Origin of the sequence: Tsukamurella sp. USMM236, from assembly GCF_037148755.1 — a bacterium.
Lineage (GTDB): Bacteria > Actinomycetota > Actinomycetes > Mycobacteriales > Mycobacteriaceae > Tsukamurella.
In genome coordinates this window covers 123,097-146,552 of the sequence record NZ_JBBCSS010000004.1, presented here as the reverse complement: position 1 = coordinate 146,552, position 23,456 = coordinate 123,097, and the positions used below count along the sequence as shown (strand labels likewise).

21 protein-coding genes are annotated in these 23,456 nt (G+C 73.2%); 12 read left to right on the top strand and 9 right to left on the bottom strand.

Annotated elements, in window-relative coordinates; genetic code table 11:
• The first annotated feature begins 1 nt into the window (after window position 1).
• Window positions 2-1,183 (top strand): adenylyltransferase/sulfurtransferase MoeZ, encoded by a 1,182-nt coding sequence (gene moeZ, locus WFK95_RS14785; RefSeq protein WP_336671303.1) that lies wholly within the window; start codon window positions 2-4, stop codon window positions 1,181-1,183.
• On the opposite strand, the gene WFK95_RS14780 is transcribed toward moeZ, so the two are convergent.
• Window positions 1,184-2,710 (bottom strand): acyl-CoA synthetase, encoded by a 1,527-nt coding sequence (locus WFK95_RS14780; protein ID WP_336671138.1) that lies wholly within the window; start codon window positions 2,708-2,710, stop codon window positions 1,184-1,186.
• A gap of 121 nt (window positions 2,711-2,831) precedes the next feature.
• The gene (locus tag WFK95_RS14775) at window positions 2,832-3,422 is read right to left on the bottom strand and encodes a hypothetical protein (protein ID WP_336671137.1); all 591 of its coding nucleotides are present in this window, start codon (window positions 3,420-3,422) and stop codon (window positions 2,832-2,834) included.
• A gap of 38 nt (window positions 3,423-3,460) precedes the next feature.
• Between WFK95_RS14775 and WFK95_RS14770 the strand changes: the two genes are divergently transcribed.
• Genes WFK95_RS14770 through WFK95_RS14760 form a run of 3 tightly spaced genes read left to right on the top strand, consistent with a single transcriptional unit; the run spans window position 3,461 to window position 5,466 of the window.
• Complete coding sequence (locus tag WFK95_RS14770) at window positions 3,461-3,901, top strand: nitroreductase/quinone reductase family protein (protein WP_224647917.1); 441 nt, start codon at window positions 3,461-3,463, stop codon at window positions 3,899-3,901.
• Between the two features lie 36 nt (window positions 3,902-3,937).
• Window positions 3,938-4,792: a TIGR02569 family protein gene (locus tag WFK95_RS14765; protein ID WP_336671136.1), complete on the top strand. Its 855-nt coding sequence runs from the start codon at window positions 3,938-3,940 to the stop codon at window positions 4,790-4,792.
• Window positions 4,789-5,466: a sirohydrochlorin chelatase gene (locus WFK95_RS14760; RefSeq protein WP_443081565.1), complete on the top strand. Its 678-nt coding sequence runs from the start codon at window positions 4,789-4,791 to the stop codon at window positions 5,464-5,466. Before WFK95_RS14765 ends, WFK95_RS14760 begins: the two co-directional genes overlap by 4 nt.
• Here the strand turns inward: WFK95_RS14760 and WFK95_RS14755 are convergent.
• Both WFK95_RS14755 and WFK95_RS14750 read right to left on the bottom strand, forming a co-directional pair.
• Window positions 5,454-5,744 (bottom strand): MGMT family protein, encoded by a 291-nt coding sequence (locus WFK95_RS14755; protein WP_224647920.1) that lies wholly within the window; start codon window positions 5,742-5,744, stop codon window positions 5,454-5,456. The genes WFK95_RS14760 and WFK95_RS14755 overlap by 13 nt on opposite strands.
• A 4-nt stretch (window positions 5,745-5,748) precedes the next feature.
• Window positions 5,749-6,510 (bottom strand): alpha/beta hydrolase, encoded by a 762-nt coding sequence (locus tag WFK95_RS14750; protein WP_224647921.1) that lies wholly within the window; start codon window positions 6,508-6,510, stop codon window positions 5,749-5,751.
• Between the two features lie 88 nt (window positions 6,511-6,598).
• On the opposite strand from WFK95_RS14750, the gene WFK95_RS14745 reads away from it, so the two are divergent.
• Window positions 6,599-9,895, top strand: coding sequence for an ATP-dependent helicase (locus tag WFK95_RS14745; RefSeq protein WP_224647922.1), 3,297 nt, complete (start codon window positions 6,599-6,601; stop codon window positions 9,893-9,895).
• Window positions 9,888-13,190 carry an ATP-dependent DNA helicase gene (locus WFK95_RS14740; protein WP_224647923.1) on the top strand — a complete coding sequence of 1,101 codons (3,303 nt, stop codon included), beginning with the start codon at window positions 9,888-9,890 and terminating at the stop codon, window positions 13,188-13,190. The genes WFK95_RS14745 and WFK95_RS14740 overlap by 8 nt, the downstream gene beginning before the upstream one ends.
• On the opposite strand, the gene WFK95_RS14735 is transcribed toward WFK95_RS14740, so the two are convergent.
• On the bottom strand, window positions 13,187-13,594 hold the full coding sequence (locus WFK95_RS14735) for a DoxX family protein (protein WP_224647924.1): 408 nt from the start codon (window positions 13,592-13,594) through the stop codon (window positions 13,187-13,189). The genes WFK95_RS14740 and WFK95_RS14735 overlap by 4 nt on opposite strands.
• Window positions 13,595-13,690: 96 nt before the next feature.
• Here WFK95_RS14735 and WFK95_RS14730 point away from each other — a divergent pair, with 96 nt between their 5' ends.
• Window positions 13,691-14,794 carry a potassium channel family protein gene (locus tag WFK95_RS14730; RefSeq protein WP_224647925.1) on the top strand — a complete coding sequence of 368 codons (1,104 nt, stop codon included), beginning with the start codon at window positions 13,691-13,693 and terminating at the stop codon, window positions 14,792-14,794.
• On the opposite strand, the gene WFK95_RS14725 is transcribed toward WFK95_RS14730, so the two are convergent.
• Entirely contained in the window at window positions 14,791-15,660 is an 870-nt protein-coding gene (locus WFK95_RS14725) for a TIGR03621 family F420-dependent LLM class oxidoreductase (RefSeq protein ID WP_336671134.1), read from the bottom strand. The two genes, WFK95_RS14730 and WFK95_RS14725, sit on opposite strands and share 4 nt — an antisense overlap.
• Window positions 15,661-15,744: 84 nt before the next feature.
• On the opposite strand from WFK95_RS14725, the gene WFK95_RS14720 reads away from it, so the two are divergent.
• Window positions 15,745-16,338 (top strand): TetR/AcrR family transcriptional regulator, encoded by a 594-nt coding sequence (locus WFK95_RS14720; protein WP_336671133.1) that lies wholly within the window; start codon window positions 15,745-15,747, stop codon window positions 16,336-16,338.
• A 38-nt stretch (window positions 16,339-16,376) separates the two neighbouring features.
• A complete protein-coding gene (locus tag WFK95_RS14715; RefSeq protein WP_336671132.1) occupies window positions 16,377-17,144 on the top strand; it encodes an SDR family oxidoreductase in 768 nt (255 codons plus the stop codon).
• Between the two features lie 4 nt (window positions 17,145-17,148).
• On the opposite strand, the gene WFK95_RS14710 is transcribed toward WFK95_RS14715, so the two are convergent.
• Complete coding sequence (locus WFK95_RS14710) at window positions 17,149-17,943, bottom strand: sulfurtransferase (RefSeq protein ID WP_336671131.1); 795 nt, start codon at window positions 17,941-17,943, stop codon at window positions 17,149-17,151.
• A gap of 23 nt (window positions 17,944-17,966) precedes the next feature.
• Here WFK95_RS14710 and nudC point away from each other — a divergent pair, with 23 nt between their 5' ends.
• Together nudC and WFK95_RS14700 are read left to right on the top strand one after the other, a co-directional pair.
• Window positions 17,967-18,860 carry an NAD(+) diphosphatase gene (gene nudC / locus WFK95_RS14705; protein ID WP_443081551.1) on the top strand — a complete coding sequence of 298 codons (894 nt, stop codon included), beginning with the start codon at window positions 17,967-17,969 and terminating at the stop codon, window positions 18,858-18,860.
• Between the two features lie 66 nt (window positions 18,861-18,926).
• A complete protein-coding gene (locus WFK95_RS14700) occupies window positions 18,927-19,484 on the top strand; it encodes a hypothetical protein (RefSeq protein ID WP_336671129.1) in 558 nt (185 codons plus the stop codon).
• Window positions 19,485-19,562: 78 nt separating this feature from the next.
• On the opposite strand, the gene WFK95_RS14695 is transcribed toward WFK95_RS14700, so the two are convergent.
• Window positions 19,563-19,802, bottom strand: a complete 240-nt coding sequence (locus WFK95_RS14695) for a mycoredoxin (protein WP_068522052.1) — start codon at window positions 19,800-19,802, stop codon at window positions 19,563-19,565.
• Between the two features lie 77 nt (window positions 19,803-19,879).
• On the opposite strand from WFK95_RS14695, the gene WFK95_RS14690 reads away from it, so the two are divergent.
• Window positions 19,880-21,970, top strand: coding sequence for an ATP-dependent DNA helicase UvrD2 (locus tag WFK95_RS14690; protein ID WP_336671128.1), 2,091 nt, complete (start codon window positions 19,880-19,882; stop codon window positions 21,968-21,970).
• Window positions 21,971-21,973: 3 nt separating this feature from the next.
• On the opposite strand, the gene WFK95_RS14685 is transcribed toward WFK95_RS14690, so the two are convergent.
• Complete coding sequence (locus WFK95_RS14685; protein ID WP_336671127.1) at window positions 21,974-22,816, bottom strand: siderophore-interacting protein; 843 nt, start codon at window positions 22,814-22,816, stop codon at window positions 21,974-21,976.
• Window positions 22,817-23,456 lie beyond the last annotated feature (640 nt).

The window sequence follows — 23,456 nt, the reverse complement described above, 5'->3', positions numbered from 1 at the left end:
CCTGCCCCCGCTTGTGGAACCCGCCGCCGAACTGACCCGCGACGAGGTCGCGCGCTACTCGCGGCACCTCATCATCCCCGAGATGGGGGTCACGGGGCAGAAACGCCTCAAGAACGCGAAGGTGCTGGTCATCGGTGCCGGCGGGCTCGGCAGCCCCGCGCTGCTGTACCTCGCCGCCGCGGGCGTCGGCACCATCGGCATCGTCGAGTTCGACGAGGTCGACGAGTCCAACCTGCAGCGTCAGGTGATCCACGGCGTCTCCGACCTGGGCCGGCCGAAGGGCGAGAGCGCGCGCGACTCCATCGCCGAGATCAATCCGCTGGTCACCGTGAACCTGCACCCGATCCGGCTGGAGCCCGAGAACGCGGTCGAGCTCTTCGAGCAGTACGACCTCATCCTCGACGGCACCGACAACTTCGCCACCCGCTATCTCGTCAACGACGCCGCGGTGCTGGCGCACAAGCCCTACGTGTGGGGCTCGATCTTCCGGTTCGAGGGTCAGGCGTCCGTCTTCTGGGAGGACGCGCCCGACGGCCCGAACGGCGAGAAGCAGGGCCTGAACTACCGCGACCTGTACCCCGTGGCGCCTCCGCCCGGCATGGTGCCCTCGTGCGCTGAGGGCGGCGTGCTCGGCATCCTGTGCGCCTCGATCGGCGCGATCATGGGCACCGAGGCGGTCAAGCTGATCACCGGCGTCGGTGAGTCCCTGCTCGGCCGGCTCATGGTCTACGACGCCCTCGAGATGAGCTACCGCACCCTGTCGATCCGCAAGGATCCCGCCGCCCCGCGCATCACCGGGCTCATCGACTACGACGAGTTCTGCGGCGTGGTCTCCGACGAGGCCGAGCGCGCCGCTGCGGGCAGCACCATCACGCCCAAGGAACTGGTGGAGATGGGTTCCGCCGGTGTCGATTACGAGTTGGTGGACGTCCGTGAACCCGTCGAATGGGAGATCGTGCACCTCGACGGCGCGAAGCTGGTGCCCAAGGGCTCCTTCGAGACCGGCGAGGGGCTGGCCCAGGTCTCCGCCGACAAGAAGCTGGTCCTGTACTGCAAGACGGGGATCCGCTCCGCGGAGGTGCTCGCCGCCGTGCAGGGTGCGGGGTATCGCGACGCCGTGCACCTGCAGGGCGGCATCACCGCCTACGCGAAGCAGGTCGATCCGTCGCTGCCGGTGTACTGATCACACCTCGATCAGGCGCTTGACCAGCTTGCCGGTCGGCGTGCGGGGCAGGCTGTCGACGAAGCGCACGGCGCGGGGGAGCTTGTAGCGGGCCAGTTCCCGTCCGGCGTAGTCGATCAGCTCCTGCGCCAGCGCGTCCGACGGCTCCGTGCCAGGGGCGAGCTGCACGCACGCCAGCGCGGTCTCGCCGAGCTCGTCGTCCGGCACCCCGATCACCGCGACGTCGGCGACGGCGGGGTGCATGATCAGCGCGCTCTCGGACTCCTGCGGGTAGACGTTCACCCCGCCGGTGATGATCATGAAGTCCTTGCGGTCGGTGAGGTACAGGTAGCCGTCCTCGTCGAGGTAGCCGACATCGCCCGTGGTGGCCCAGTTCTCGTGGTCCGGATGCTGTGCGGCGCGGGTCTTCTCGGGCGCGTTGTGGTAGGCGAAGGGCATCTGCTCGCGCTCGAAGTAGATCGTGCCCACCTCGCCCGTGGGGAGGACGGCACCGTCGTCGGCGCAGATCCGGGCGACGCCCAGCCCGGCGCGCCCCACGGATCCGGGGCGCTCCAGCGCCTCCTGCGGGCTGATGAAGGTGGCTCCCGCCGCCTCGGTCGAGGCGTAGTACTCGTGGATCACCGGCCCCCACCAGGCGAGCATCGACTGCTTGACCTCGGCGGGGCACGGCGCCGCGGCGTGGATCGCGACCTTGAGGCTGCTCGAGTCGTAGTGCGCCCGCGTGGCCTCCGGGAGCTTGAGCATCCGCACGAACATCGTGGGCACCCACTGGCTGTGGGTCACGCGGTACTTCTCGATGAGCGCGAGCGCCTCCTCCGGATCGAAGCGGTGCATCATGATGACCGTGCCGCCGACCGACATGGTCACGCCGCAGAAGCGTAGCGGCGCAGCGTGGTACAGCGGCGCGGGGGAGAGGTACACGGTATCGGCGTCCATGCCGTACATCGGCGCGAAGATCGCGGTGTAGGCGTCGGGGGCCTCGTCCACCTGCCCCTCCGGCAGCGGGATCCGGATGCCCTTCGGGCGGCCCGTGGTGCCGGAGGAGTAGAGCATGTCGGTGCCGCGGGGCTGGTCGGTGAGCGGGGCGGAATCGGCCGCGGCGAGCACCGCGTCGTAGTCCTCGAAGCCGGCGATCGGGCCGCCCCACGCGATCGCGTGCCCCGGCTCGGCGAGGGCGGGGAGCTGCAGTGCCTCCGAGACCGCCTCCGTGACATCGGCGCCCGCGAACAGGGCCTTGGCCTCGCAGTCGGCGAGGATGTAGTTCACCTCGCCCGGGGTGAGGTGGACGTTCACCGCCGTCACGTAGAAGCCGCTGCGGATCGCGGCCGCGTACGCCGAGAAGATGCGCAGATCGTTCCCCGCCACGATCGCCACGGTGTCGCCGGGGCGGAGGCCCAGCGCGCGCAGGTGGTGCGCGAGCCGGGTGGACTCGTCGTTCAGGCGGGAGTGGCTCAGGATCTCGCCGGTGGCGGCGTCGATCGCTGCGGGCTTGCCGGGGGAGAGCTCTGCGAAGGCTCCTGGGAACATGAGAACCGCCTTTAACTTCGAGGTGGTCTCACGGTAGCGCCGGGAGCGGGGCGTCCGAAGGGCTTCAAGCGAAGTCGCCGGTCCGCGGGCGCCGGACGTCGTTGCGATCCCGAACGGGGGCCTAGCCGGCGTCGTCGACGGCCGACAGCCAGGCCGCGTAGTCGTCGAGCAGCGCCACCAGCGGCTGGGCGTCGACGGTGCCGAGCGGCTCGCCCCGCAACGCCGCGCGGATCCCCGGCACGCGGGCGGCGATGCGGGAACGCTCGGACAGCTCGTGATGGCTCAGGCCCCGCTGCTCGCCCAGCACGATCCGCCGCGAGTGCGCGCCGCGCAGCGAATCGGCGAGCGCGGCGAACTCCTCCCGGTCCAGCGCCGGCAGGTGCACCGAGAAGCTCATGACCGGGCCGGGATCGGCGTCGTCGCGGTCCTCCGACTCCTCCAGCCAGTCCGCGTACTCCTGGCTCAGGTCGTCCAGGGCCTCCTCGTCGTCGAAGGAGAGCTTCCGGTCCTCGACCGCGGCCCGCAGCGCCGAGACCAGCGCGCGGACCGTCTCCGGATCCGACGACGCCGCGTACCAGCGGTGCGCCTCGTGCGGCACCACGATCCGGCCGGGGCGCCCGGCCGTGAGGCGGGCGCGGACACCGTCGAACTCGGCGACGGTAAGGTCGGGGAACTGAACGGAAACGGTCACGACGGGGCGGGAGTCTGGCACGCCCTCCATTGTCCCGGAGTTCGTTCTAGGGTGGGGGCATGGCCCTCGAAGGTGAATACGCAACCGAGAAGGCCGGCTGGGTCGCGGACCAGCTGGCGAAGATCGACGAGACCGGGACCACCGATTCGGTGTCGGTCGCGGGGATGGCGGTGGTGGTCTTCACCTATCGCGGCCCCAAGTCCGGCAAGCTCTACCGCCGCCCGCTGATGCGGGTCGAGCACGACGGCGCGTACGCCGCGTTCGCGTCGAAGGGCGGCGCGCCCGACAACCCCGTCTGGTACGCATCGCTGCTCGCCAACGACGAGGTCGACGTCCAGGACGGCACCACCGTGGTCTCCGGTCCGGTGCGCGAGATCCACGGCGCCGAGCGCGACGAATGGTGGGCGCGCGGCGTCGCCGCCTACCCGCCCTACGCCGAGTACCAGGAGAAGACGGACCGTGTGATCCCCGTCCTCCTGGTCGAGCCTGGCCGCGCCTAGCGGCCCCATCGCCCGCGCGCGGGTAGATTTCATGAGGTGAGCCCCGTCGAACCTCCCGCGCACGTCCTGTCCACCTTCGGCCTGGACGAGACCGAGCCGATCGCACTCGGCGCCGAGTGGGACGGCGGTTGGCGCTGCGGCGAAGTGGTGCTCTCGCTCATCGCCGACCACGCCCGCGCCGCGTGGTCGGCGCAGGTGCGCGAGGACCTGTACGTCGAGGGCATGCGCCTGGCCCGGCCCTTCCGCGCCACCGACGGCCGGTACGTGGTCTCGAGCTGGCGGGCCGACACGTTCATCGCCGGTTCGGCCGAGCCGCGCTTCGACGAGATCATCTCCATGGCGAACCGCCTGCACGAGGTGACGGCGAAGCTCGAGCGGCCGCGCTTCCTCGCCTCGCCCACCGTGGCACCGTTCACGGACGTCGACTACTTCGGCTTCGCCGACCGCGCCGCGTGGGAGGACAAGCCGCTCGCCATGGCCCGCAAGCTCGGCGCGCTCGACGAGACCGTCGAACACCGGCAGCGCGCGGTCGAACTGGTGATGGAGCTCGCCGCGCTGCGCACGCCGGTGCAGGAGGCGCCGCAGCTGGTCCACGGCGACCTCGCCAGTTCTGTGCTCTTCGCGGGCGCCGCCGCGCCGGGCATCACCGACTTCACGCCGTACTGGCGCCCGCCCACGTGGGCCGCGGCGGTCGTCGCCGTCGACGGGCTCTCGTGGGGCGGCGCCGACGACGGCCTCCTCATGCGCTGGGCCGATCTGCCCGAGTGGCCGCAGATGGTGCTGCGCGCCCTCATCTTCCGGCTCGCGGTGCACGCCGTGCACCCGCGCTCCGAAGCCGAGGCGCTGCCCGGCTTCGAGCACATCGTCGAGATCGGCCGGTGGCTGCTCTGACCGGTGCCCCGGCGGAGCGGCGGATCCTCGTCGCCCACGGCACCCGCTCGGCGTCCGGCATCGCCACGGCCCACGCGATCGCCGAGGCCGTCGCCGCGCGTACCGGCCCGGTCGACGTCGCCTTCGTCGACGTGCGGGGCCCGTCACCGTCCGACCTGCTGCGCGTGTCGGACCGCCCGACGGTGCTCGTGCCCGCCTTCCTCGCCGTCGGCTACCACGTGCGCACCGACGTGCCCCGGCACGTCGCGACGAGTGGGCACCCAGCGGTCACCGTCGCACCGGCGCTGGGCCCGGACCGCGCGCTGGTCGGGGCGCTGCTGCGCCGGCTCCGCGAGGCCGGGTGGCGGCCCGGCGACACCGTCGTGCTCGGCGCCACCGGCTCGTCGGACCCGCACGCGCGCGCAGATGTGCGCACGATGGCCGGGTACCTCGGCGAGGCCGTGGGCGGCGCGGTCCCGGTGGGCTTCCTCGCCGCAGGCAGCCCGACGGTGGCCGACGCGGTCGCGGCCGCGGGGGCTCCGGCGCGGCGGATCTTCCTCGCCGCCTACCAGCTGGCGGAGGGACTGTTCCACGACCGGCTCGCGGAGGCGGGCGCCGACGGGGTGGCCGCGCCGCTCGGCACCGCGCCCGAGGTGATCGACCTGCTCGTCGAGAGATTCGCTCAGAGTCGGTAGTCGCGCAGGGGGATCCGGTCGCCGTCGGCGAGCACGCCCTCGGCGCGCAGTCGCTCCAATTGCTCCGTAGCGATGTGTGCCGCGGGCCGGCCGCTGGCCGGTACCACCCGGTGCCACGGCAGGTCGGAGGCGTCGGTGCGCATCACCCAGCCCACGATCCGCGGCGAGCTCAGGTCCAGTTCCCCGGCGATGTCGCCGTAGGTGCGCACCCGGCCGGGCGGGATCGCCTCGATCAGCGCCCGCACCGCCTCGACCTGCTCCTCGGTGACCTTCGCCATCGTCCTATCCGATCAGGCGGCGCGCGTATTCGCCGACGGTCGCCGGGATCTCCTGCGCCACCATGTGGTCCGACGGCACCGCGATCACCTCGACGCCGCCCGGCATCGCCGCCAGCTGCGCGTCGGTGACGAAGTGGGCGCGCTCGGCGCGCAGCAGCACCGTCGGGATCGACGACGGTGCGCCGACGGCCGGGCGGGCCAGCTCGCCCCACAGCGCCGCGACCGCGGCGCAGCTGATGTCCCACTCCCAGCGGCCGGAGTCGCGGCGCACCAGGTGCTCGGCGATCTCGTCGTCGATCACCGGCTCGGGCACCTGCGCCCAGGCGCCGGACCGCTTCTCCTGCTTCGCCTCCTCGGGCGAGGTGAAGTCGAAGAACTCGATGGTCTGCGCGGCGATCGTGCCGCACATCTCGGGGTCGAGCTCCTGCGCCGGGTCGATGAGAAGGAGGGCGCGCACCAGGTCGGGCCGGGAGACAGCCAGCCGGCAGGCGAGCGCGCCGCCGAGGGAGTGCCCGATCACCGTGACGGGTCCGCCGCCGTTGCGCTCGATCACCTCGGCCAGGTCGGCCACGTGCTGCTCCAGGTGCCAGGGCGGCGCCCACGTCGAGCGGGCGTGGCCGCGCAGGTCCGGGGCCAACACGCGCACGTCCGGAAGCTCGTCGTCCGCGAACCGGCGCCAGCGCGCACCGTGGCCGGTGACGCCGTGGATCGCGAGCACGGTGGGCGCGCCCGGCGCGTCCGGGCCGTAGACGTGGGTGTTGAGCATGCCCTCGATCATGCCCTGTGCGGTGCCGCCGCGAAGCTGTCGGTGGGCTGTGATGTGATCGACGGACGCGGTCGGAGAGGGGGTGCGCGTGAACGCCGGAACCGGGAATCGAGGGACCGACGGTGCGGGGAAGCACCGTCGGCCGCGCCTGCGGCTGCAGTACACGCCCCCGGAGCCGCCCACCGTCCGCGAGTGGGGCGGCACGATCGCCGCGCTCGCATCGCCCGCCACCGGCGAGCTGCCCCTGGACGTGGGCGGCTGGGCGCCGTACCGGATCCGCGGCGGGCCCGGCACGGGCAAGACGTCGGCGCTGGTCGACATCGCGGTGGCGAAGCTCACCGACCCGTTCGTCGAGCCCGAGTCCGTGCTGCTCCTCACCGGCAACAAGCGGGCCGCCGGCGCGCTGCGGCGCGAACTCTCCGCCCGGGTACTCGCGGGCAACGAGGGCGTGCACGCATCGGGCGAGCCGCTGGTGCGCACCGTGCACTCGCTCGCCTTCGCGGTGCTGCGGCTGCAGGCGTCCAGCACCGGCAGCCCGCCGCCCCGCCTCATCACCGGCTCGGAGCAGGACGCGGTGGTGCGGGAGCTGCTGCGCGGCAACGTGGACGACGGCGGCGCCTTCTGGCCGGAGCGGCTGCGGCCGGCGCTCGTCACCCACGGCTTCGCGGGCGCGCTCCGCGACCTGTTCGCCCAGGCCGCGCAGCGCGGCGCCGGCCCGGACGAGATCGAGGACCTCGCGCGGCGGTACAACCGCGGGGAGTGGCTCGCGGCGGCGAACGCGCTGCGCGAGTACCAGGAGACCACGCTGCTGCGCGGCTCCGTCGGCCTCGCCGGCCCGCAGGCCGTCGCCCCCGCGGTGGACGCGGCCGAGCTCATCGACGCCGCCGTCACGGCGCTCGCCTCCGACGATGCGCTGCTGGCCCAGCAGCGCGAGCGCATCCGGTTCCTGCTGGTCGACGACGCCCACAACCTCGATCCCCTGGCGTCGGCGCTGATCCGGCTGCTCGGCACGGGCACCGAGCTCACCGTGATCGCGGGCGATCCCGACCAGGCGGTCAACTCCTTCCGCGGCGCCAGCACCCGCTTCCTGCAGAACCTCGACGTCACGCTCGAGCGGGACGTCCTGCTCGAGCGGAGCTTCCGCTTCGGGGACGAGGTCGCGGGCGCCGTGAACCGCATCTCCGCGCGGCTGCCGAACCGCTTCGGGGCGGTCGCACCCGAACGCCCGAGGCCCGGCACCGCGGCCGTCCGGCTGTTCTCCACCCCCGCGAAGGAGGCCGACGCGATCGCCGCGATGCTGCGGCGCGAGCACGTCCTGGGCGGCGTCCCGTGGGAGGACATGGCCGTCGTCGTGCGGTCCGTCTCGGCGTCGATCGCGCCGCTGCGCCGCGCGCTGGCCTACGCCGGCGTGCCGGTCACCGTGCCCGCCGACGATGTGCCGCTCGCGCGGCAGCGCGCCGTGCACGCACTCCTCCTTGTGTTGCGCGCCGCCGTCGCGCCCGAGGGGCTCGATCCGGCGGAGGCCGTCACCCTGCTGTCGGGCCCCGTGGGCGGCGGCGACCCGCTCACCCTGCGCCGCGTCCGGCGCGCGGTGCGCCGCGCCGACCCGGCGGAGGATCGCGGCTCCGCCGAGATCCTCACCGCGGTGCTCACCGGCGCGGCCGAGTTCGCGCCGTACAAGGCCGTGCTCACCGAGCTCGAGGCGGAGCCGGTGGAGCGCGTGCTCGCCGCGGTCCGGGCCGCGGGCGCCGCTGCCGAGCACGGCACGGTCGAGGAGGTGCTGTGGGCGGCGTGGGCGGCCACCGGCCTCGCGGCCCGGTGGGGCGCGCTCGCCCTGCGCGGCGGCACCCTCGGCGGGCAGGCCGACCGCGACCTCGACGCGGTGATGGGCCTGTTCGACTCCGCCGCCGACTTCACCGACACCCTGCCCACGGCCTCCGTGAGTGCCTTCGTCGAATACCTGGAGCAGCTGCAGATCCCGCGGTCCGACCGCGCCCGGGGGCGCAGCGGGCAGGCCACTGTCCCCGGCGTCACGCTGCTGTCGGCGCACAGCACCGTCGGGCGCGAGTGGGAGGTCGTCGCCGTGGCGGGCGTGCAGGAGGGGCGCTGGCCCAACCTGCGGCGCCGTGGCGGACTGCTCGGCACCGACGAGCTGCTGGACGCGCTCGACGGGATGGATCCGGCGGCGCTGCCCACGGTCTCGCGGTCGCTGCCGCTGCTCGCGGAGGAGCGGCGGCTGCTGCTCGTGGCCTGCTCGCGGGCCCGGCGCACGCTGCTCATCACGGCCGTCGACACCGCCGACGGCGACGGCGACCTGGTGCCCTCGCGGTTCCTGCAGGGCATCGCGCCGTCGGGGGGAGACGACCCGGAGACCTACACGCCGGCGGTGGAGAGCGCACCGTCGGCCTCGTTGGACCTGCGCACCCTCGTGGCCGTGCTGCGCACCGCCGCCTGCGATCCCGCGCGCGAACCGGAGGAGCGCGCCCACGCGGCGCGACAGCTCGCCCGGCTCGCGGCCGACCGCGTCCCCGGAGCGCACCCGGACAGCTGGTACGGCGTGGCCGGCGCCAGCACCGACGATCCGCTGTGGTCGCCCGAGGACGGGCCGGTGGCGCTCTCCCCGTCGAACGTGGAGTCCCTCTCGGCGTGCGCGCTGCGCTGGATGCTGGAGCGCTTCGGCGGCAGCGACGGCGACTCCGCCAAACAGGCCACGGGCAACCTGGTGCACACGCTGGTGCAGGCGGTGGCGGGCCGGATCCCCAAGGACGAGGTGACCCGCTCGCTGGAGAAGGTCTGGGACCGCGTGGATCTGGAGGCCGATTGGTTCGCGCAGCGAGAGCTGGCGCGCACCGAGGAGATGCTGGAGTCCTTCCGGTCCTGGCTCGCGGGCAGCCGTGGCGAGCTCACCGAGGCGGGCGTGGAGATCGGCGTCGACGCGGTGATCGAGGGCGCGGGGGAGGATCCCGACGTGCGGATCCGCGGCCGGATCGACCGTCTCGAGCGTGACCCGCTCGGGCGGGCCGTCGTGGTGGACGTCAAGACCGGCCGCACCCTGCCCACGCAGGCCGAGGGACAGGCCCAGGCGCAGCTGCGCACCTACCAGGTGGCCCTCGCGCACGGCGGGATCGGCGGCGTCCCGGAGACCCCGGGCGGCGGCAAGCTGGTGTACGTCGCGAAGGCGCACAACAAGACCGGCGCCACCGTCCGCGAGCAGGACGCGCTCACTCCGGCCGACGTGGACGAGTGGCTCGGCGTGATCCGCGAGGCGGCGCGCCGCACCCGCGGGCCGCAGTTCCCCGCAACGTTGAACGCGTCGTGCCAGTACTGCGCGGTCGCGTCGTGCTGCCCGGTGGTGGACAAGGGGAGGAGCGTCGTCGATGACTGAAGGATTCCCACACGCGCCGCTGATCTCGGCGGTCGACCTGGCGCACGAGCTGGGCCAGGCCTTCGCGCCCACGGACGAGCAGCGCGCCGTCATCGAAGCGCCCCTCGGGCCGTGCCTCGTCGTCGCCGGCGCGGGCGCGGGCAAGACGGAGACGATGGCCGGCCGCGTGGTGTGGCTCATCGCCAACCGCTACGTCACGCCCGACCAGGTACTCGGCCTCACCTTCACCCGGAAGGCCGCGCAGCAGCTGATGATCCGCGTGCGCAAGCGGCTCGCACGCCTCGCTGGAGCGCCCGTCGTCGACCGGATCGACCCCTCGGGGGAGCTGCGGGCGTCGCTGCGCACCGTCGAGCCCGAGATCAGCACGTACCACGCCTACGCGGGGCGACTGCTCGGCGACTACGGCATGCTGTTGCCGGTCGAGCCGTCGGTGCGCCTCGTCTCCGAGACCGAGCGGTGGCAGATCGCGTACGACGTGGTCACCGGGTGGGACGAGGCGCTGGAGCTGGACCGGAACCCGGCGAACCTCACGGAGTGGGTGCTCGGGCTCTCCGGGGCGCTCGCCGACCACCTCGTCACGCCCGATCAGCTGGAGGCCGACGACGACGAGCTGGAGCGCCTGATCGGGCTGCTGCCGCCCGGGCCGCGGCAGCGGGCCGCGCCGAACGCGGCGCTGCTCAAGGCCGCCGAGGTGCAGGAGCAGCGGCGCCGGCTGATCCCGTTGGTGCGGGCCGTCGCCGCGGAGATGCGGGCCCGCGAGGTGCTCGACTTCGGCAGCCAGATGGGGCTCGCCGCGCAGCTCGCGCTCGCCAACCCCGACGTCGCGGGCCTCGAGCGGGCGAGGTTCGGCGCCGTCCTGCTCGACGAGTATCAGGACACCGGGCACGCGCAGCGCATGCTGCTGGCGTCCCTGTTTGGCGGACCGTCGGGCGCCGCGGCCGTGACCGCCGTGGGCGATCCGATCCAGTCGATCTACGGCTGGCGCGGCGCGTCGGCCGCGAACCTGCCCCGCTTCGCCACGGACTTCCCGCAGGCCGACGGCACCCCCGCCCCGCGCCGCGAACTGCTCACCAGCTGGCGCAATCCGACCGGCGCGCTGGACCTCGCCAACGCCGTCTCCGAGGACCTGCGCAGCCGGGGCGTCCCTGTCTCCGAGCTGAAGGCCCGGCCGGACGCGCCCGAGGGCGACCTGCGGATCTCCCTGCACTCCACCGTGATCGACGAGCGCGACTGGGCCGCCGACGCGATCGCCGAGCAATGGCGCGGCCGCATCGAGGCGGGGCAGGAGCCACCGACGGTGGCGGTGCTCGTCCGTCGCAACGCCGACTCCGCGGGGATCGCCGCCGCCCTCGGCGAGCGCGGCGTGCCCGTCGAGGTCGTCGGCCTCGGCGGGTTGCTGAGCACGCCCGAGGTGCAGGACGTGGTCGCGCTGCTCCGGCTCGCCGTCGAACCGCTCGCCGGCACCGCCGCGATGCGGCTGCTCACCGGCCCGCGCTGGCAGCTCGGCGCCGCTGACCTGCGGGCCCTGTGGAACCGCGCCCGCCGGATCGCGCACACCACCGGCCGCGCGGCCGCGGGCGCCGTCGCCACGGCCGAGCAACTCGACGCCGCCCTCGACGCCACGCTGCCCTCGGAGAGTCTCGACGCCGCGGGCCTGGGCGACGCGATCGCCGATCCGGGGCCGGACGCCGACTACTCGGCCGCGGGTCTGGCGAAGATCCGCTCGCTCGACCGCGAGGTGCGGCACGTCCGGGAACGCCTGGGCCACCCGCTGCCCGAGGTCGTGGCCGAGGCCGAACGGGTTCTGGGCGTGAGCATCGAGACCCGTATCCGCGCGTCCCGGCAGCTCGGCGGCCGCGCGACCGGCCGCGAGCACCTCGACGCCTTCGCCGACGTGGTCGTCTCCTACGCCGAACGGCCCACCGCCACCCTGCCGGGCCTGCTCGCCTTCCTCGCCGCCGCCGAGAAGGTGGAGGGCGGCCTCACCCCGGGCGACGTGGAGGTCGCCACCGACCGGGTGCAGGTGCTCACGGTGCACTCCGCCAAGGGCCTTGAGTGGGACGTGGTGGCGGTGCCGCACCTGTCGGAGGGCATCTTCCCGTCCAACCGGGCGCTGCCCACCTGGCTCTCGACGCCCGCCGAGCTGCAGCCGAACCTGCGCGGCGATCTCGCCGAGCCGGGCGAGACCGACGGCGTGCCCCGCCTCGACCTCGACGGCTGCAACAACCGCAAGGACCTCGAGGACGCCCTCGACGCGCACCGCAAGGCGCTCAAGGGCATGAACATGCACGAGGACGAGCGCCTGTTCTACGTCGCCGTCACGCGCACCCAGTCGGTGCTCCTGCTCTCCGGGCACTACTGGAGCGAGGACGTGAAGACGCCGAAGGCACCGTCGCGCTTCCTCGTCGCGGCGCGCGACCACGCGCCCGACGCCGTCGCCGAGTGGGCCGCCGAGCCCCTCGAGGACGCGCCGAACCCCTTGGAGACCGAGCCGATCCGGCTGCCCTGGCCGCGCGACTTCCTCGGCGCCCACCGCGCCGACGTGGACGCCGGCGCGGAGCTGGTGCTCGCCGAGCTCGGCCGCGGCGCCGACGAGCCCGATCCGGACGAGGCCGACCCGTACGGCTGGGCCGCCGAGGTCACCGCCCTCCTCGCCGAGCGCGCCCGGCAGGCGCAACTGGAGCTGGAAGTCGCCGTGCCCCGGGAGGTCTCGGTGAGCCAGCTGGTGGAGCTGCGGCGCAGCCCGGCGACGTTCGCGAGCCGCCTGCGCCGGCCCGTGCCGTTCAAGCCGAACCCGTACGCACGGCGCGGCACCGCCTTCCACGCCTGGCTGGAGCGCCGGTACGGGGCGTCGCGGCTGCTCGACCTCGACGAGCTGCCCGGCGCGGCCGACGGCGACGCCGGCGCCGACGAGAACCTCGCGCTGCTGCAGCGGCGGTTCGAGGAGAGCGAGTGGGCGGCGCGCACCCCCGTCGACATCGAGGTGCCCTTCGAGATCGCCGCCGCGGGCACCGTCGTGCGCGGGCGGATGGACGCCGTCTTCCGCGATCCGGGCGGCGGCTTCACCGTGGTCGACTGGAAGACGGGCGTGCGGCCCACCGAGCCGGCCGACGAACGCGCCGCCGCGGTGCAGCTCGCGGCGTACCGGCTGGCGTGGGCCCGGCTGCGCGACGTGCCCGTCGACGACGTGCGGGCGGCGTTCTTCTACGTGCGCTCAGGGGAGACGGTGGCACCGTCGGACCTGATCGAGCACCAGGGCCTCGCGGACCTGATCACGAGCGCGGGGGAGGGCTAGGCGGGTTCGCCCTTGTCGCGGGCGATCTTCACGGCGGAGACGACCATCGGCAGCTGCAGCGGCAGCCGGGCGTACGCGCCCAGCTTGAGCGGCAGCGGCTTGTCGGACCACTGCTGCGCCATGTGCACGTTGGCGGGGAAGACCGCGGCGAACAGGGCGGCCGCGGCGACGCCGCCGAGCCGGCGGGTCTTGGGGGCGGCCAGCAGAGCGGCGGTGGTCAGCTCCGCGACGCCCGAGAGCTGCGTCGCGCGGCGGGGCGTCAGTCCCAGCGGAAGGTTCGGCGGCACGATCGAATCGAAGGGCTTCGGCGCGACGAAGTGCAGGGCGCCCATCCCGGCGAGGGACAGGGCCATTCCGCGGGCGAGCTTGTCGGTGCGACGGGCGGGGCCGTGTGTGGACAGCATCTGAAGATTGTGGCAGATTGCTCGTCGGTTCCGCCGGACGTGCTAGACCGGACGGGTAACGACCAGCAATTCTCGCGAGGAATCGTCCAGGTAGGTATGTCCGCACGCACCACGTTCCGCAGACGGAGTAAGTCCGAGCTGACGGATCTCCCCGACCATGCGCTGGTCAGTGTCCTCCGCATCCCCGCGGGCGACTCCACCAACCCGTGGCGCGCCATCGGCGCCAGGATCCTCGTCGCGCTCGGCGCCTTGTTCCTCGCCGTGATCGTGGTCTACCTCGAACGCGACGGCTACCGGGACGCTGCGATCGAGGGCAAGTACAGCGACGAGACGCAGCTCAGCTTCCTCGACTGCCTCTACTACGCCACCGTCTCCCTCTCGACCACGGGCTACGGCGACATCACCCCGGTCACCCAATCCGCGCGCCTGATCAACGTCCTGCTGATCACCCCGCTGCGCATTCTCTTCCTCATCGTCTTGGTCGGAACCACGCTCCAGGTGCTCACGGAGCGGTCCCGCCAGGCGTTCAAGATCCAACGTTGGAGGTCAGCGGTGCACAACCACACGATCGTCGTGGGCTACGGCACGAAGGGCCGCACGGCGGTGAGCGCGATGATCAACGACGGCATCGAGCCCGGCAAGATCGTCGTCGTCGACACCGACCAGGCCGCGCTCGAGGTCGCCGAGATCGATGGACTCGTCACGGTCCGCGGCGACGCCACGAAGGCCGACGTGCTGCGGCTCGCCGGTGCGCCGCGGGCCGCGTCGATCATCATCGGCGCCAACCGCGACGACGCCGCGGTGATGGTCACGCTGACCGCCCGCGAGCTCGCGCCGCGCGCGAAGATCGTCGCCTCGATCCGCGAGTCCGAGAACACCCACCTGCTGCGCCAGTCCGGCGCGGACTCGGTGGTCGTCTCCTCGGAGACGGCCGGCCGCCTGCTCGGCATGGCGACCACCACGCCGTCGGTGGTGGAGATGATCGAGGACCTGCTCTCGCCCGGCGACGGTTTCAACATCGCCGAGCGTGAGGTGACCCGCGTCGAGGTGGGCCGCTCGCCGCGGCACCTGCCGAACATCGTGTTGGGCGTGGTCCGCAAGGGCAACCTGTACCGCGTCGACTCGCCCGCCGTCTCGGTCGTCGAGGCCGGCGACCGGCTGCTGTTCGTCCGCAACGCCGACGTGAAGGCCTCCGGCTAGCTCCGCAGCAGTGCGATGACCGGCGCCATCGCCTCGAGGTTGTGGTCGATCACCGTGACATAGCCGATGCCGAGCCGCTCGCGGAGCTCCCGCAGGCGGTCCGCCATCGCGCCAGGGGAACCGACGAGCACGCTGATGTAGTCCGCGGGTGCGTCCTCGTCCCACGTCACGCGCGGGGTGAGTCCCTCCGGCCGGCCGGTGCCGGTCGGCAGGAGGGCCTGGATCACCGTGTTGATCTCGACAGTGCCGGCGCGCTCGCCCAGCAGGCCGTTCAGCCGCGCGATCCGACTCGCCGCCTCGGCCTCCGTGGTCAGCCGCAGGCGGCCCGCGTCGTCCGTGCGCGCGCCCGACAGCCCGACGACGTCGGCGTGCCGCGCGGCCACGCCCAGCAGCCGGTCGCCCCACCCGGCGATGAACAGCGGCGGCCCGCCGGGTCGCGCCGGGCGCGGCGTCTGCTTCTCGTCCGCGAAGGCGGCGCGCAGCGCGGCCGCCGTGGCGTCCAGCAGGTCGACGCGCTCGCGCGCCGTGGGGAAGGGGATGCCGGCCCGCTCGAACTCGGCGGCGGCGTAGCCCGCGCCGAGCCCGAGCTCCACCCGTCCGTCGGTGAGCAGGTCGACGGTGGCGGCGTCGCGCGCGAGGAGTGCCGGGCTGTAGAAGGGCGCGTTGAGCACGAAGGTGTTGAGGCGAACCCGCTCCGTCGCCTCGGCGGCGAGCATCATGGCGGGGAAGGGCGCGAGCATGCCGAGGTGGTCGGGGACGCCGATCACGTCGAAGCCGAGCTCCTCCGCGCGGCGGCACCGCTCCACCCAACTCGCGCGTGACGTCGCGGCGCCGAGCGCCACGCCGAACCGGAAGTCCTGGACCATGCGGCTCAGTCAACCAGCCGAATCCCGGAGGCGACGGATCCCGTAGTTTTAGACCTGCAGGTACAGAACTGCTACCGTGTGCACATGCCCCGCCCGATGACGTTCGACCCGGATGCCGCGACCGACGCTGCGATGCAGGTGTTCTGGCGCCAGGGATACGCGGGCGCGACGCCCGCGACCCTCGAGGCCGCGATGGGGATCGGCCGCAGCAGCCTCTACAACTCCTTCGGCAGCAAACAGCAGCTGTACCTGCGTGCCCTCGACCACTACGTCCGCGAGGAGTCGCGGCAGGTGGTCGACATCCTCGCGGCGCAGGGCCCGGTCCTGCCCCGGTTGCGCGCCGTCATCGACCACGTCGTCGCGCTCTCGCTGCGCGATGCGGAACACCGCGGATGCCTCGTCACGAACGCCGCGATCGACCGCGCGCGCGACGACGACGCCGTGCGCGCGCTCCTGCAGCGCGTCGTGGACGAGCAGACCGCGGCGTTCGCCGACGCGATCGAAGCCGGCAGGCGCACGGGGGAGATCGCGGCCGGCGTCGATGCCGCCGCGACGGCGGGCCTCCTCGTTGCGGCCCTCAACGGGATCCGGGTGCTCGCCCGGATCGATCCGTCCGAGGAGCGCCTCGCGGCGCTCGCGGACGCCGCGCTGCGCGGGCTCGCCTCCGACGCGCCCTGAATCCGCCCGACCCGAACCGACGACACGAAGGACGAAACATGGACCTGCAGCTCACGGGCAAGACCGCGGTGGTCACCGGCGCCAGCAAGGGGATCGGGCTCGAGACCGCGCGGCTCCTCGCGCAGGAGGGGGCGATCGTCCACGGCGTCGCCCGCACCGTCCCCGAGCCGGTGCCGGGCGTGACCTTCCTGGCGCGCGACCTCACCGACCCGTCCGCCGCTGCCAGCCTGGCGGAGGCCGTGGGCCCGGTCGACATCCTGATCAACAACGTCGGCGCCGCGCTCCCGGCCAGCATGCACGCGGAGGGCTTCCTCGGGATCGACGATGCGACCTGGCTCGGCACGTTCGAGCTCAACCTGTTCGCCACCGTGCGCGTCACCCGCGCCCTGCTGCCGTCCCTGCTGGACCGCCGGGGCGTGATCGTCAATGTCTCGTCGATCGGCGCCCGCGCCCCGTACCAACCGGTCGACTACGGTGCGGCGAAGGCAGCTCTCACGAATCTGAGCAAGGCGCTCGCGGAGGAGTTCGGCCCCGTCGGGCTCCGCTCCCTGACGGTCTCGCCCGGGCCGACGCGCACCGCCAACTGGGGCGATCCGCATGGCTACGCGGCGCACCTCGCCGCGCAGGCGGGCGTCCCCCTCGACGACTTCCTCGCCGGCGTGCCCGACGCGATGTCCATCGTGCTCGGCAGGCTCAGCGAGCCGGAGGAGACCGCGGCTCTGATCACCTACCTCGCCTCGCCGCGCGCGGCGAACCTCACCGGCGCCGACGTCGTCGCCGACGGCGGCACACTCAAGGCGGTGTAGCGCGTCAGTCGCCCGTCGCGGCGGGCCGGTCGGTGGCCGCGTACTGCGACCACGAGCCGGGGTAGAGACGGCCTCCCGGGAAGCCCGCGTGCTCCGAGGTGAGCAGGTCGTGGCACGCCGTGACGCCGGAGCCGCAGTAGGCGATGAAGTCCGCGCCCGGCCGCAGGCCGGCCTCCTCGAATCGCGCGCGGAGGGTCGCGCGGGGGAGCAGCGCACCGTCGGACACGTTCTCCCGGCACGGCACGCTGACAGCGCCGGGGATGTGGCCCGCGCGCGGGTCGACGGTCTCGTTCTCGCCGCGGAACCGGTCCGCGGGGCGCGCGTCGATCACGGGGACCGCGCCGCCGGCCGCCTCGTCGATCGACGCCAGCCGGTCCGCGGGCCACGGTCGCGGGGTGAAGCGCGCGGGCACGGGGTCGACGGTGCCGGTGTCGTCGAGGGGGCCGAGCGGACCGTCGAGCAGCGCGGCGGATTCGCCGAGCGCCCGCAGCAGCCACACGAGGCGCGCGGCCATGACGCCGCCCGCGTCGTCGTAGGCGACCACCGTCGCACCGTCGCCGATGCCCGCCGCGGAGAGCCCGGCGGCGAAGGCCTCCGGCGTGGGCAACGGGTGCCGGCCCTCGGCGGACGACGGGGGAGCGGCGAGGTAGCCGTCGAGGTCGACGAACACCGCGCCCGGCAGATGGCCGGCGTCGTAGGCCTCGCGGGTGGAGCGCCCGTCGAGGTAGCAGCGGGTGTCGGCCAGTATCACGCCGGGGTTGGCCCGCACCCACGCGGCGTCCACGAACGGTTCGATCATGCCGTCAGCCTACGATGATGAGCGTGGCGAAGCTCAGTCTGACCGTGCCCCCGCTCCTCTCCCGCTATCACGTCGACCGCGCCGACGAACTGCGCGCCGACGAGACCGCGCTCGACGCTGCCTGGGCGACCGCGAAGGTGCTGCGCATCGACCCGCGCGGCCGCTTCGACCTCGACGACACCGACCTCGTCTTCGCCCGCGGGCACGAGGTCGCGCCGTCGCGCCCGGCTGACGCGGTGCTGCTCGGCCGGGTCGACGGGGCGGTCGTCTTCGCGCTGCGCGTGGACGTCTTCGACGGCGCCGACCTGCGCATGCGCGGGCACCTGCTCTCCGCGGTGGACTCGGCGCTGCTCGCGCAGGCCCTCGGCATCCTCAATTGGCACGCCACCGCCGGCTTCTCGCCCGTCGACGGTGCGCCGACGCTCCCCGGGAAGGCCGGCTGGGTGCGCACCACCGCCGACGGCCGCGAGGAGTTCCCCCGCACCGACGGCGCGATGATCACTCTGGTGCACGACGGCGGCGATCACGTCCTGCTCGGCCGCCAGCACCAGTGGCCGGAGAGGCTGTTCTCGCTGTTCGCCGGGTTCGTCGAGCCGGGCGAATCGCTGGAGCAGTGCGTCGCGCGGGAGCTGCACGAGGAGGCGGGGATCGAGGTCGACGAGATCACCTACGTCGCCAGCCAGCCCTGGCCCTTCCCGCGCTCGCTGATGCTCGGCTTCACCGCCCGCGCCTCCCGCGACGCGGTGCTCGACTTCCGCGACGGCGAGATCGCCGAGGCGCGGTGGTTCAGCCGCCGGGAGGTGCGCGACGCGCTCGCCGCCGGCGACTGGAGCACCGACGCCCCCGACGCCCCGCTGCTCCTGCCCAACTCCATCTCGATCGCGCGCGCGATCACCGAGGCCTGGGCGGCGCAGTAGGTCTCCACCCGGATCTCCACCCGCGGGCCGAGGCCCTCGGGCCGCCGCGCTCGTAGCGTCCTTCTCATGAGCTACGTACGCGGATTCCTTCCCTGGATCGTCCTGGCGATCGCCTCGTCGACCGTCGGCTGGCAGTGGGGCGCCGTGACCGCGCTGGCGGTCACCGTCGCGCTGCTGGTGCAGGATCGGTGCGCCGGGCGGCCGGCCGGCGCGCTCGAGCTCGGCGGCGCCGGCTACTTCGTCGCGCTCGCGGCGATCGCGTTCGTCGCGCCGCACTCGCCGCTCGAGGCCTACGACGGCGCGCTCTCGTCGGCGTGGCTCGCCGTGATCGCGGGGATCGGGCTCGCGACGGGCCGTCCGTTCACGCTGGCGATCGCCCGGCGGTCCGTCGACGAGGAGACCGCGGAGCACCCGCTGTTCCTGCACGTCAACGCGGTCATCACCGCGGCGTGGGCGGGATCCTTCGCCGCGACCGCCCTGCTGGGCGCGGCGTGCGTCGCGCTGAGCGAGCCCGAGCCGGTGCGGATCGCGGTCCAGGCGCTGGGCTTCGCCCTGCCGGCGGTGTTCACGCGGGCGTACGTCGCGCGGGTCGGCGAGCGGCGGGCCGTGCTCGTGGCGGCGTGAGCGCGGAACGAGAAAGTCCGGTCATCCGTCTCAGGGATCGCCGAGACGAAGGACCGGACTCTCGTCGGATCGGACGGGTCAGACGCCGAGCTTGCGCTTGACGTCGGCGAGGGACGGGTTGGTCGCGGTGGAACCGTCCTCGTACTTCACGGTGGGCACCGTCTGATTGCCACCGTTGACGCCCTCCACGAACTGGGCGGCCGCGGGATCCTCTTCGATGTTGATCTCGGTCCACTCGATCCCGTTGGCCTTGAGGCCCGTCTTGAGGCGGTTGCAGTAACCGCACCACGTGGTGGTGTACATCGTCAGCTGGCTCATGCCTTGACTCAACCACGCCGCGCCCGCACTGCTTCCCCGGCCCCGACCTGTCGGACCGGGCTGGAATACTCGACGGTGTGATCGAAGCACTGGACCCGGAACAGCAGGAGGCGGTTCTCGCGCCGCGCGGACCGGTGTGCGTGCTGGCGGGCGCGGGCACGGGCAAGACCCGCACCATCACCCACCGCATCGCGCACCAGGTGTCCACGGGGCACGTCGCCGCAGGTCAGGTCCTCGCCGTCACGTTCACATCGCGGGCGGCGGGGGAGATGCGGGCGCGGCTGCGCGGGCTCGGTATCGGCGGTGGCGACGGGAACCCGGGCGTGCAGGCCGTCACCTTCCACGCGGCTGCGATGCGGCAGCTGCGGTACTTCTGGCCCCGCGCGATCGGCGACACCCGCTGGGAGCTGCTCGACAACAAGTTCCCGGTGATCGGCCGCGCCGCCCGCGACTGCGACCTCCGGCCCGAGACCGACACCATCCGCGACCTGCTCAGCGAGATCGACTGGGCGAAGGCCTCCCTCGTCACCCCCGAGACGTACGCGAAGGCCGTCGAGGATGCGGGCCGCACCGCGCCCATGGCGCCCGGCACCGTCGCGGACGTCTACGCGGCCTACGAGCGACGCAAGACCGATCAGGACGGCAACCGCCTACTCGACTTCGACGACCTGATCCTGGTCACGGCCGCGATCCTCGAGGACAACCACATGATCGCGGAGGAGTTCCGCGACCGCTACCGCAGCTTCGTCGTCGACGAGTACCAGGACGTCACGCCGCTGCAGCAGCAGCTGCTCAACGCCTGGCTCGGCGAGCGCGACGACCTCACCGTGGTGGGCGACGCGAACCAGACCATCTACTCCTTCACCGGCGCCACCCCGAACTACCTACTCGACTTCACCCGCCGCTTCGAGGACGCCACGATCGTCCGGCTGCAGCGCGACTACCGCTCGACCCCGCAGGTCGTGGCGCTCGCCAACAAGGTGATCGGCGCGGCGCAGGGCCGCGTCGCCGGCACCCGCCTCGAACTGATCGGCCAGCGCCCCGAGGGGCCGGCGCCGATCTACGCCGAGGTCGACGACGAGCCCGCCGAGGCGAAGCTCGTCGCGAAGCGGATCCGCGAGTTGCTCGCCCGCGGCGTCCCCGCCAGCGAGATCGCCATCCTCTACCGCATCAACGCCCACTCGGCCGTCCACGAAGCCGCGCTCACCGAGGCCGGCATCCCGTACCAGGTGCGCGGCGGAAGCGCCTTCTTCGAGCGGCCCGAGATCGGCCAGGCCGTGCGGGCGCTCATGGAGCGCGCGGGCCAGTTCGGCGGCGTCGCGGGCGAGGAACTGCTCGCCCTCGTGAAGGGCGCGCTCGAGCCGCTGGGCCTCACCCCGGAGGCGCCCGACGGTGCCCGCGCCCTCGAGCGCTGGCAGGCGCTCGGCGCGCTGGTCGAGCTGACGGCCGATCTCGCCAAGGAGCGGCCGGGCCTCACGCTGGCCGAGCTGATCGGCGAGCTCCGCGCCCGCGCCGAGGCCAAGCATCCGCCCACGATGCAGGGGGTCACGCTCTCATCGCTGCACGCGGCGAAGGGCCTGGAGTGGGACGCGGTCTTCCTCGTCGGCCTCACCGAGGGCTCGGTGCCGATCTCGCAGGCCATCGCCAAGGGCGATCCCGAGCCGATCGAGGAGGAGCGCCGCCTGCTCTACGTCGGCGTCACCCGCGCCCGGGAGCACCTGCACCTCTCGTGGGCGCTCGCCCGCAACGAGGGCGGGCGCAAGACCCGCAAGCGCACCCGCTTCCTCGACGTGGTCGCCGGGCAGGCCGACGCGGGCCGGCCGCGGGTCGAGTCCGGGCCGAGCAAGGGCAAGCGCCGCACCTCGGACGTCTGCCGCGTGTGCGGCGGCATCCTCGACACTCGCGAGGAGAAGCTGCGCTCGCGCTGCGAGGACTGCCCGTCCGACCTCAACGACGCCCTCGTGGAGGCGCTGAAGATCTGGCGCACCGGCCAGGCCCGCGACCAGCAGGTGCCGCCGTACACGATCTTCTCCAACGCCACCCTGTTCGCGATCGCCGAGCACCAGCCGCGCACCCGCGCCCAGCTGGTGCGGATCAACGGCATCGGGTCGACGAAGATCGACAAGTACGGCGACGAGGTGCTCGCGCTCGTCTCCGAGCACGCGTAGCGCTCAGATGTCGAGGTCGTCGACCTCGGCGAAGGACTCGCCACGCTCCATGAGCACGCCGAAGTGTGCGAGCCGCCGCTTGTCGACCGCCGTCGAATCGGTCGCGGCCTGCCAGTAGCCGTACGGGCGCACCTCCCCGCGCGGCAGGCCGCGCTCGCGCCGGAAGTGGTCGCGAACGGCCCGCATCTCGGTCCGCTCGCCGGCCGCCCACAGCGTCGTGCCCGACGGTGCCTCCCGCGCCGCGTCGAGCAGCGGGCCGTCGACGCGGATCACCTCGACGCCCGCGGGCGCGTCGAGCTCGTCGATGACCTCCTGGTCCGCGGTGCGCACGTACGCGACGCCGCGGGCACCGTCGGGCCAGTGCCGGAAGACGGAGTGGAGCGCCGCGACGGCGGAGTCGTCGGCGAGGAGTAGGGCGGGACGCCCGGATTCGTGATCGGGGACGAAGTGCGGCCGCGGCCCGACGAGCGGCACCTGCTCGCCCGGCCGGACCGCCTCGATCCAGCGCATCATGGGGGAGTCGTGGCCGTGCCGCAGCACGTCGAGCTCGATCGTCTCGGTGGCGGGGTCGAAGGTGCGGACCGTGTAGATGCGCGACGCGGGCTCGCCGCCGTCGAGCGCGGGCACGCTCAGCCGCACCGCGAGATTGGGCAGCGCCCAGTCCGAGTGGACGACGGTGCCGCGCAGCGCGCCCCGGACCCGGACGAACGGGCCGGTGGCCTCGGAGACGGCGAGGACCGTCAGCGTCAGCGCCTGGATCTCGCGCGTGGCGTGGCCCTCGCTGGCGAGGACGGCGCGGGCGCGTTCCTCGGTCGGCTCGGCGGCGTCCGTGGGGCGGTCCGTCATCGGGGGTCCTCTCGTCGTGATCCAGGAGCTTGAGCAAAGGCTACCCTAATTCATTTCGATAGTCCGCACACTAGTCGCGTGGAATCCGGAAACGCGCAGGTCAAAAATAACTTGTGCGAATAGTTTCGTGCGCATACTGTGGAACACGACCGCACGGGATGACGCGCGAGGTACTGCCTCGCCGCCGGAACGTGATTGACCAGCGCGCGAAAGGAGGCAAACGAAATGAACAACGCAATCATCAACGCAAGCAAGCAGTTCACCGCAGCAGAGGGTGGAGTGTTCGCAGCAGTAGCGGTTCGTATCGAGGCCTCCCACGCCCTGCCCGGCATGTCGCCACGTCTGTGGCGACTGCGCCAGGAGCAGGCGACGTACGCCGTCGATCACGAACCGCTCACGCGCCCCGTGTGTCTCTCGCGACGAGGTTAGGTCCTTAGACCCACCTCTTCACATTCACCACGGGCCCCGCAGCAGCGCGGAACCCGTGGATTCACGGTCTCTCGTCACCCCCGCCCCGTCGGGGATCGAGGACCGCCACACACGGTTCGCGCACCCACCCGGAAGAAACATCCCGTGCGCCTGACCGGGCGCCGCTACCGAGGCCACCTGAACCACAGGTGGAATGGTGACCAGAAGTGCC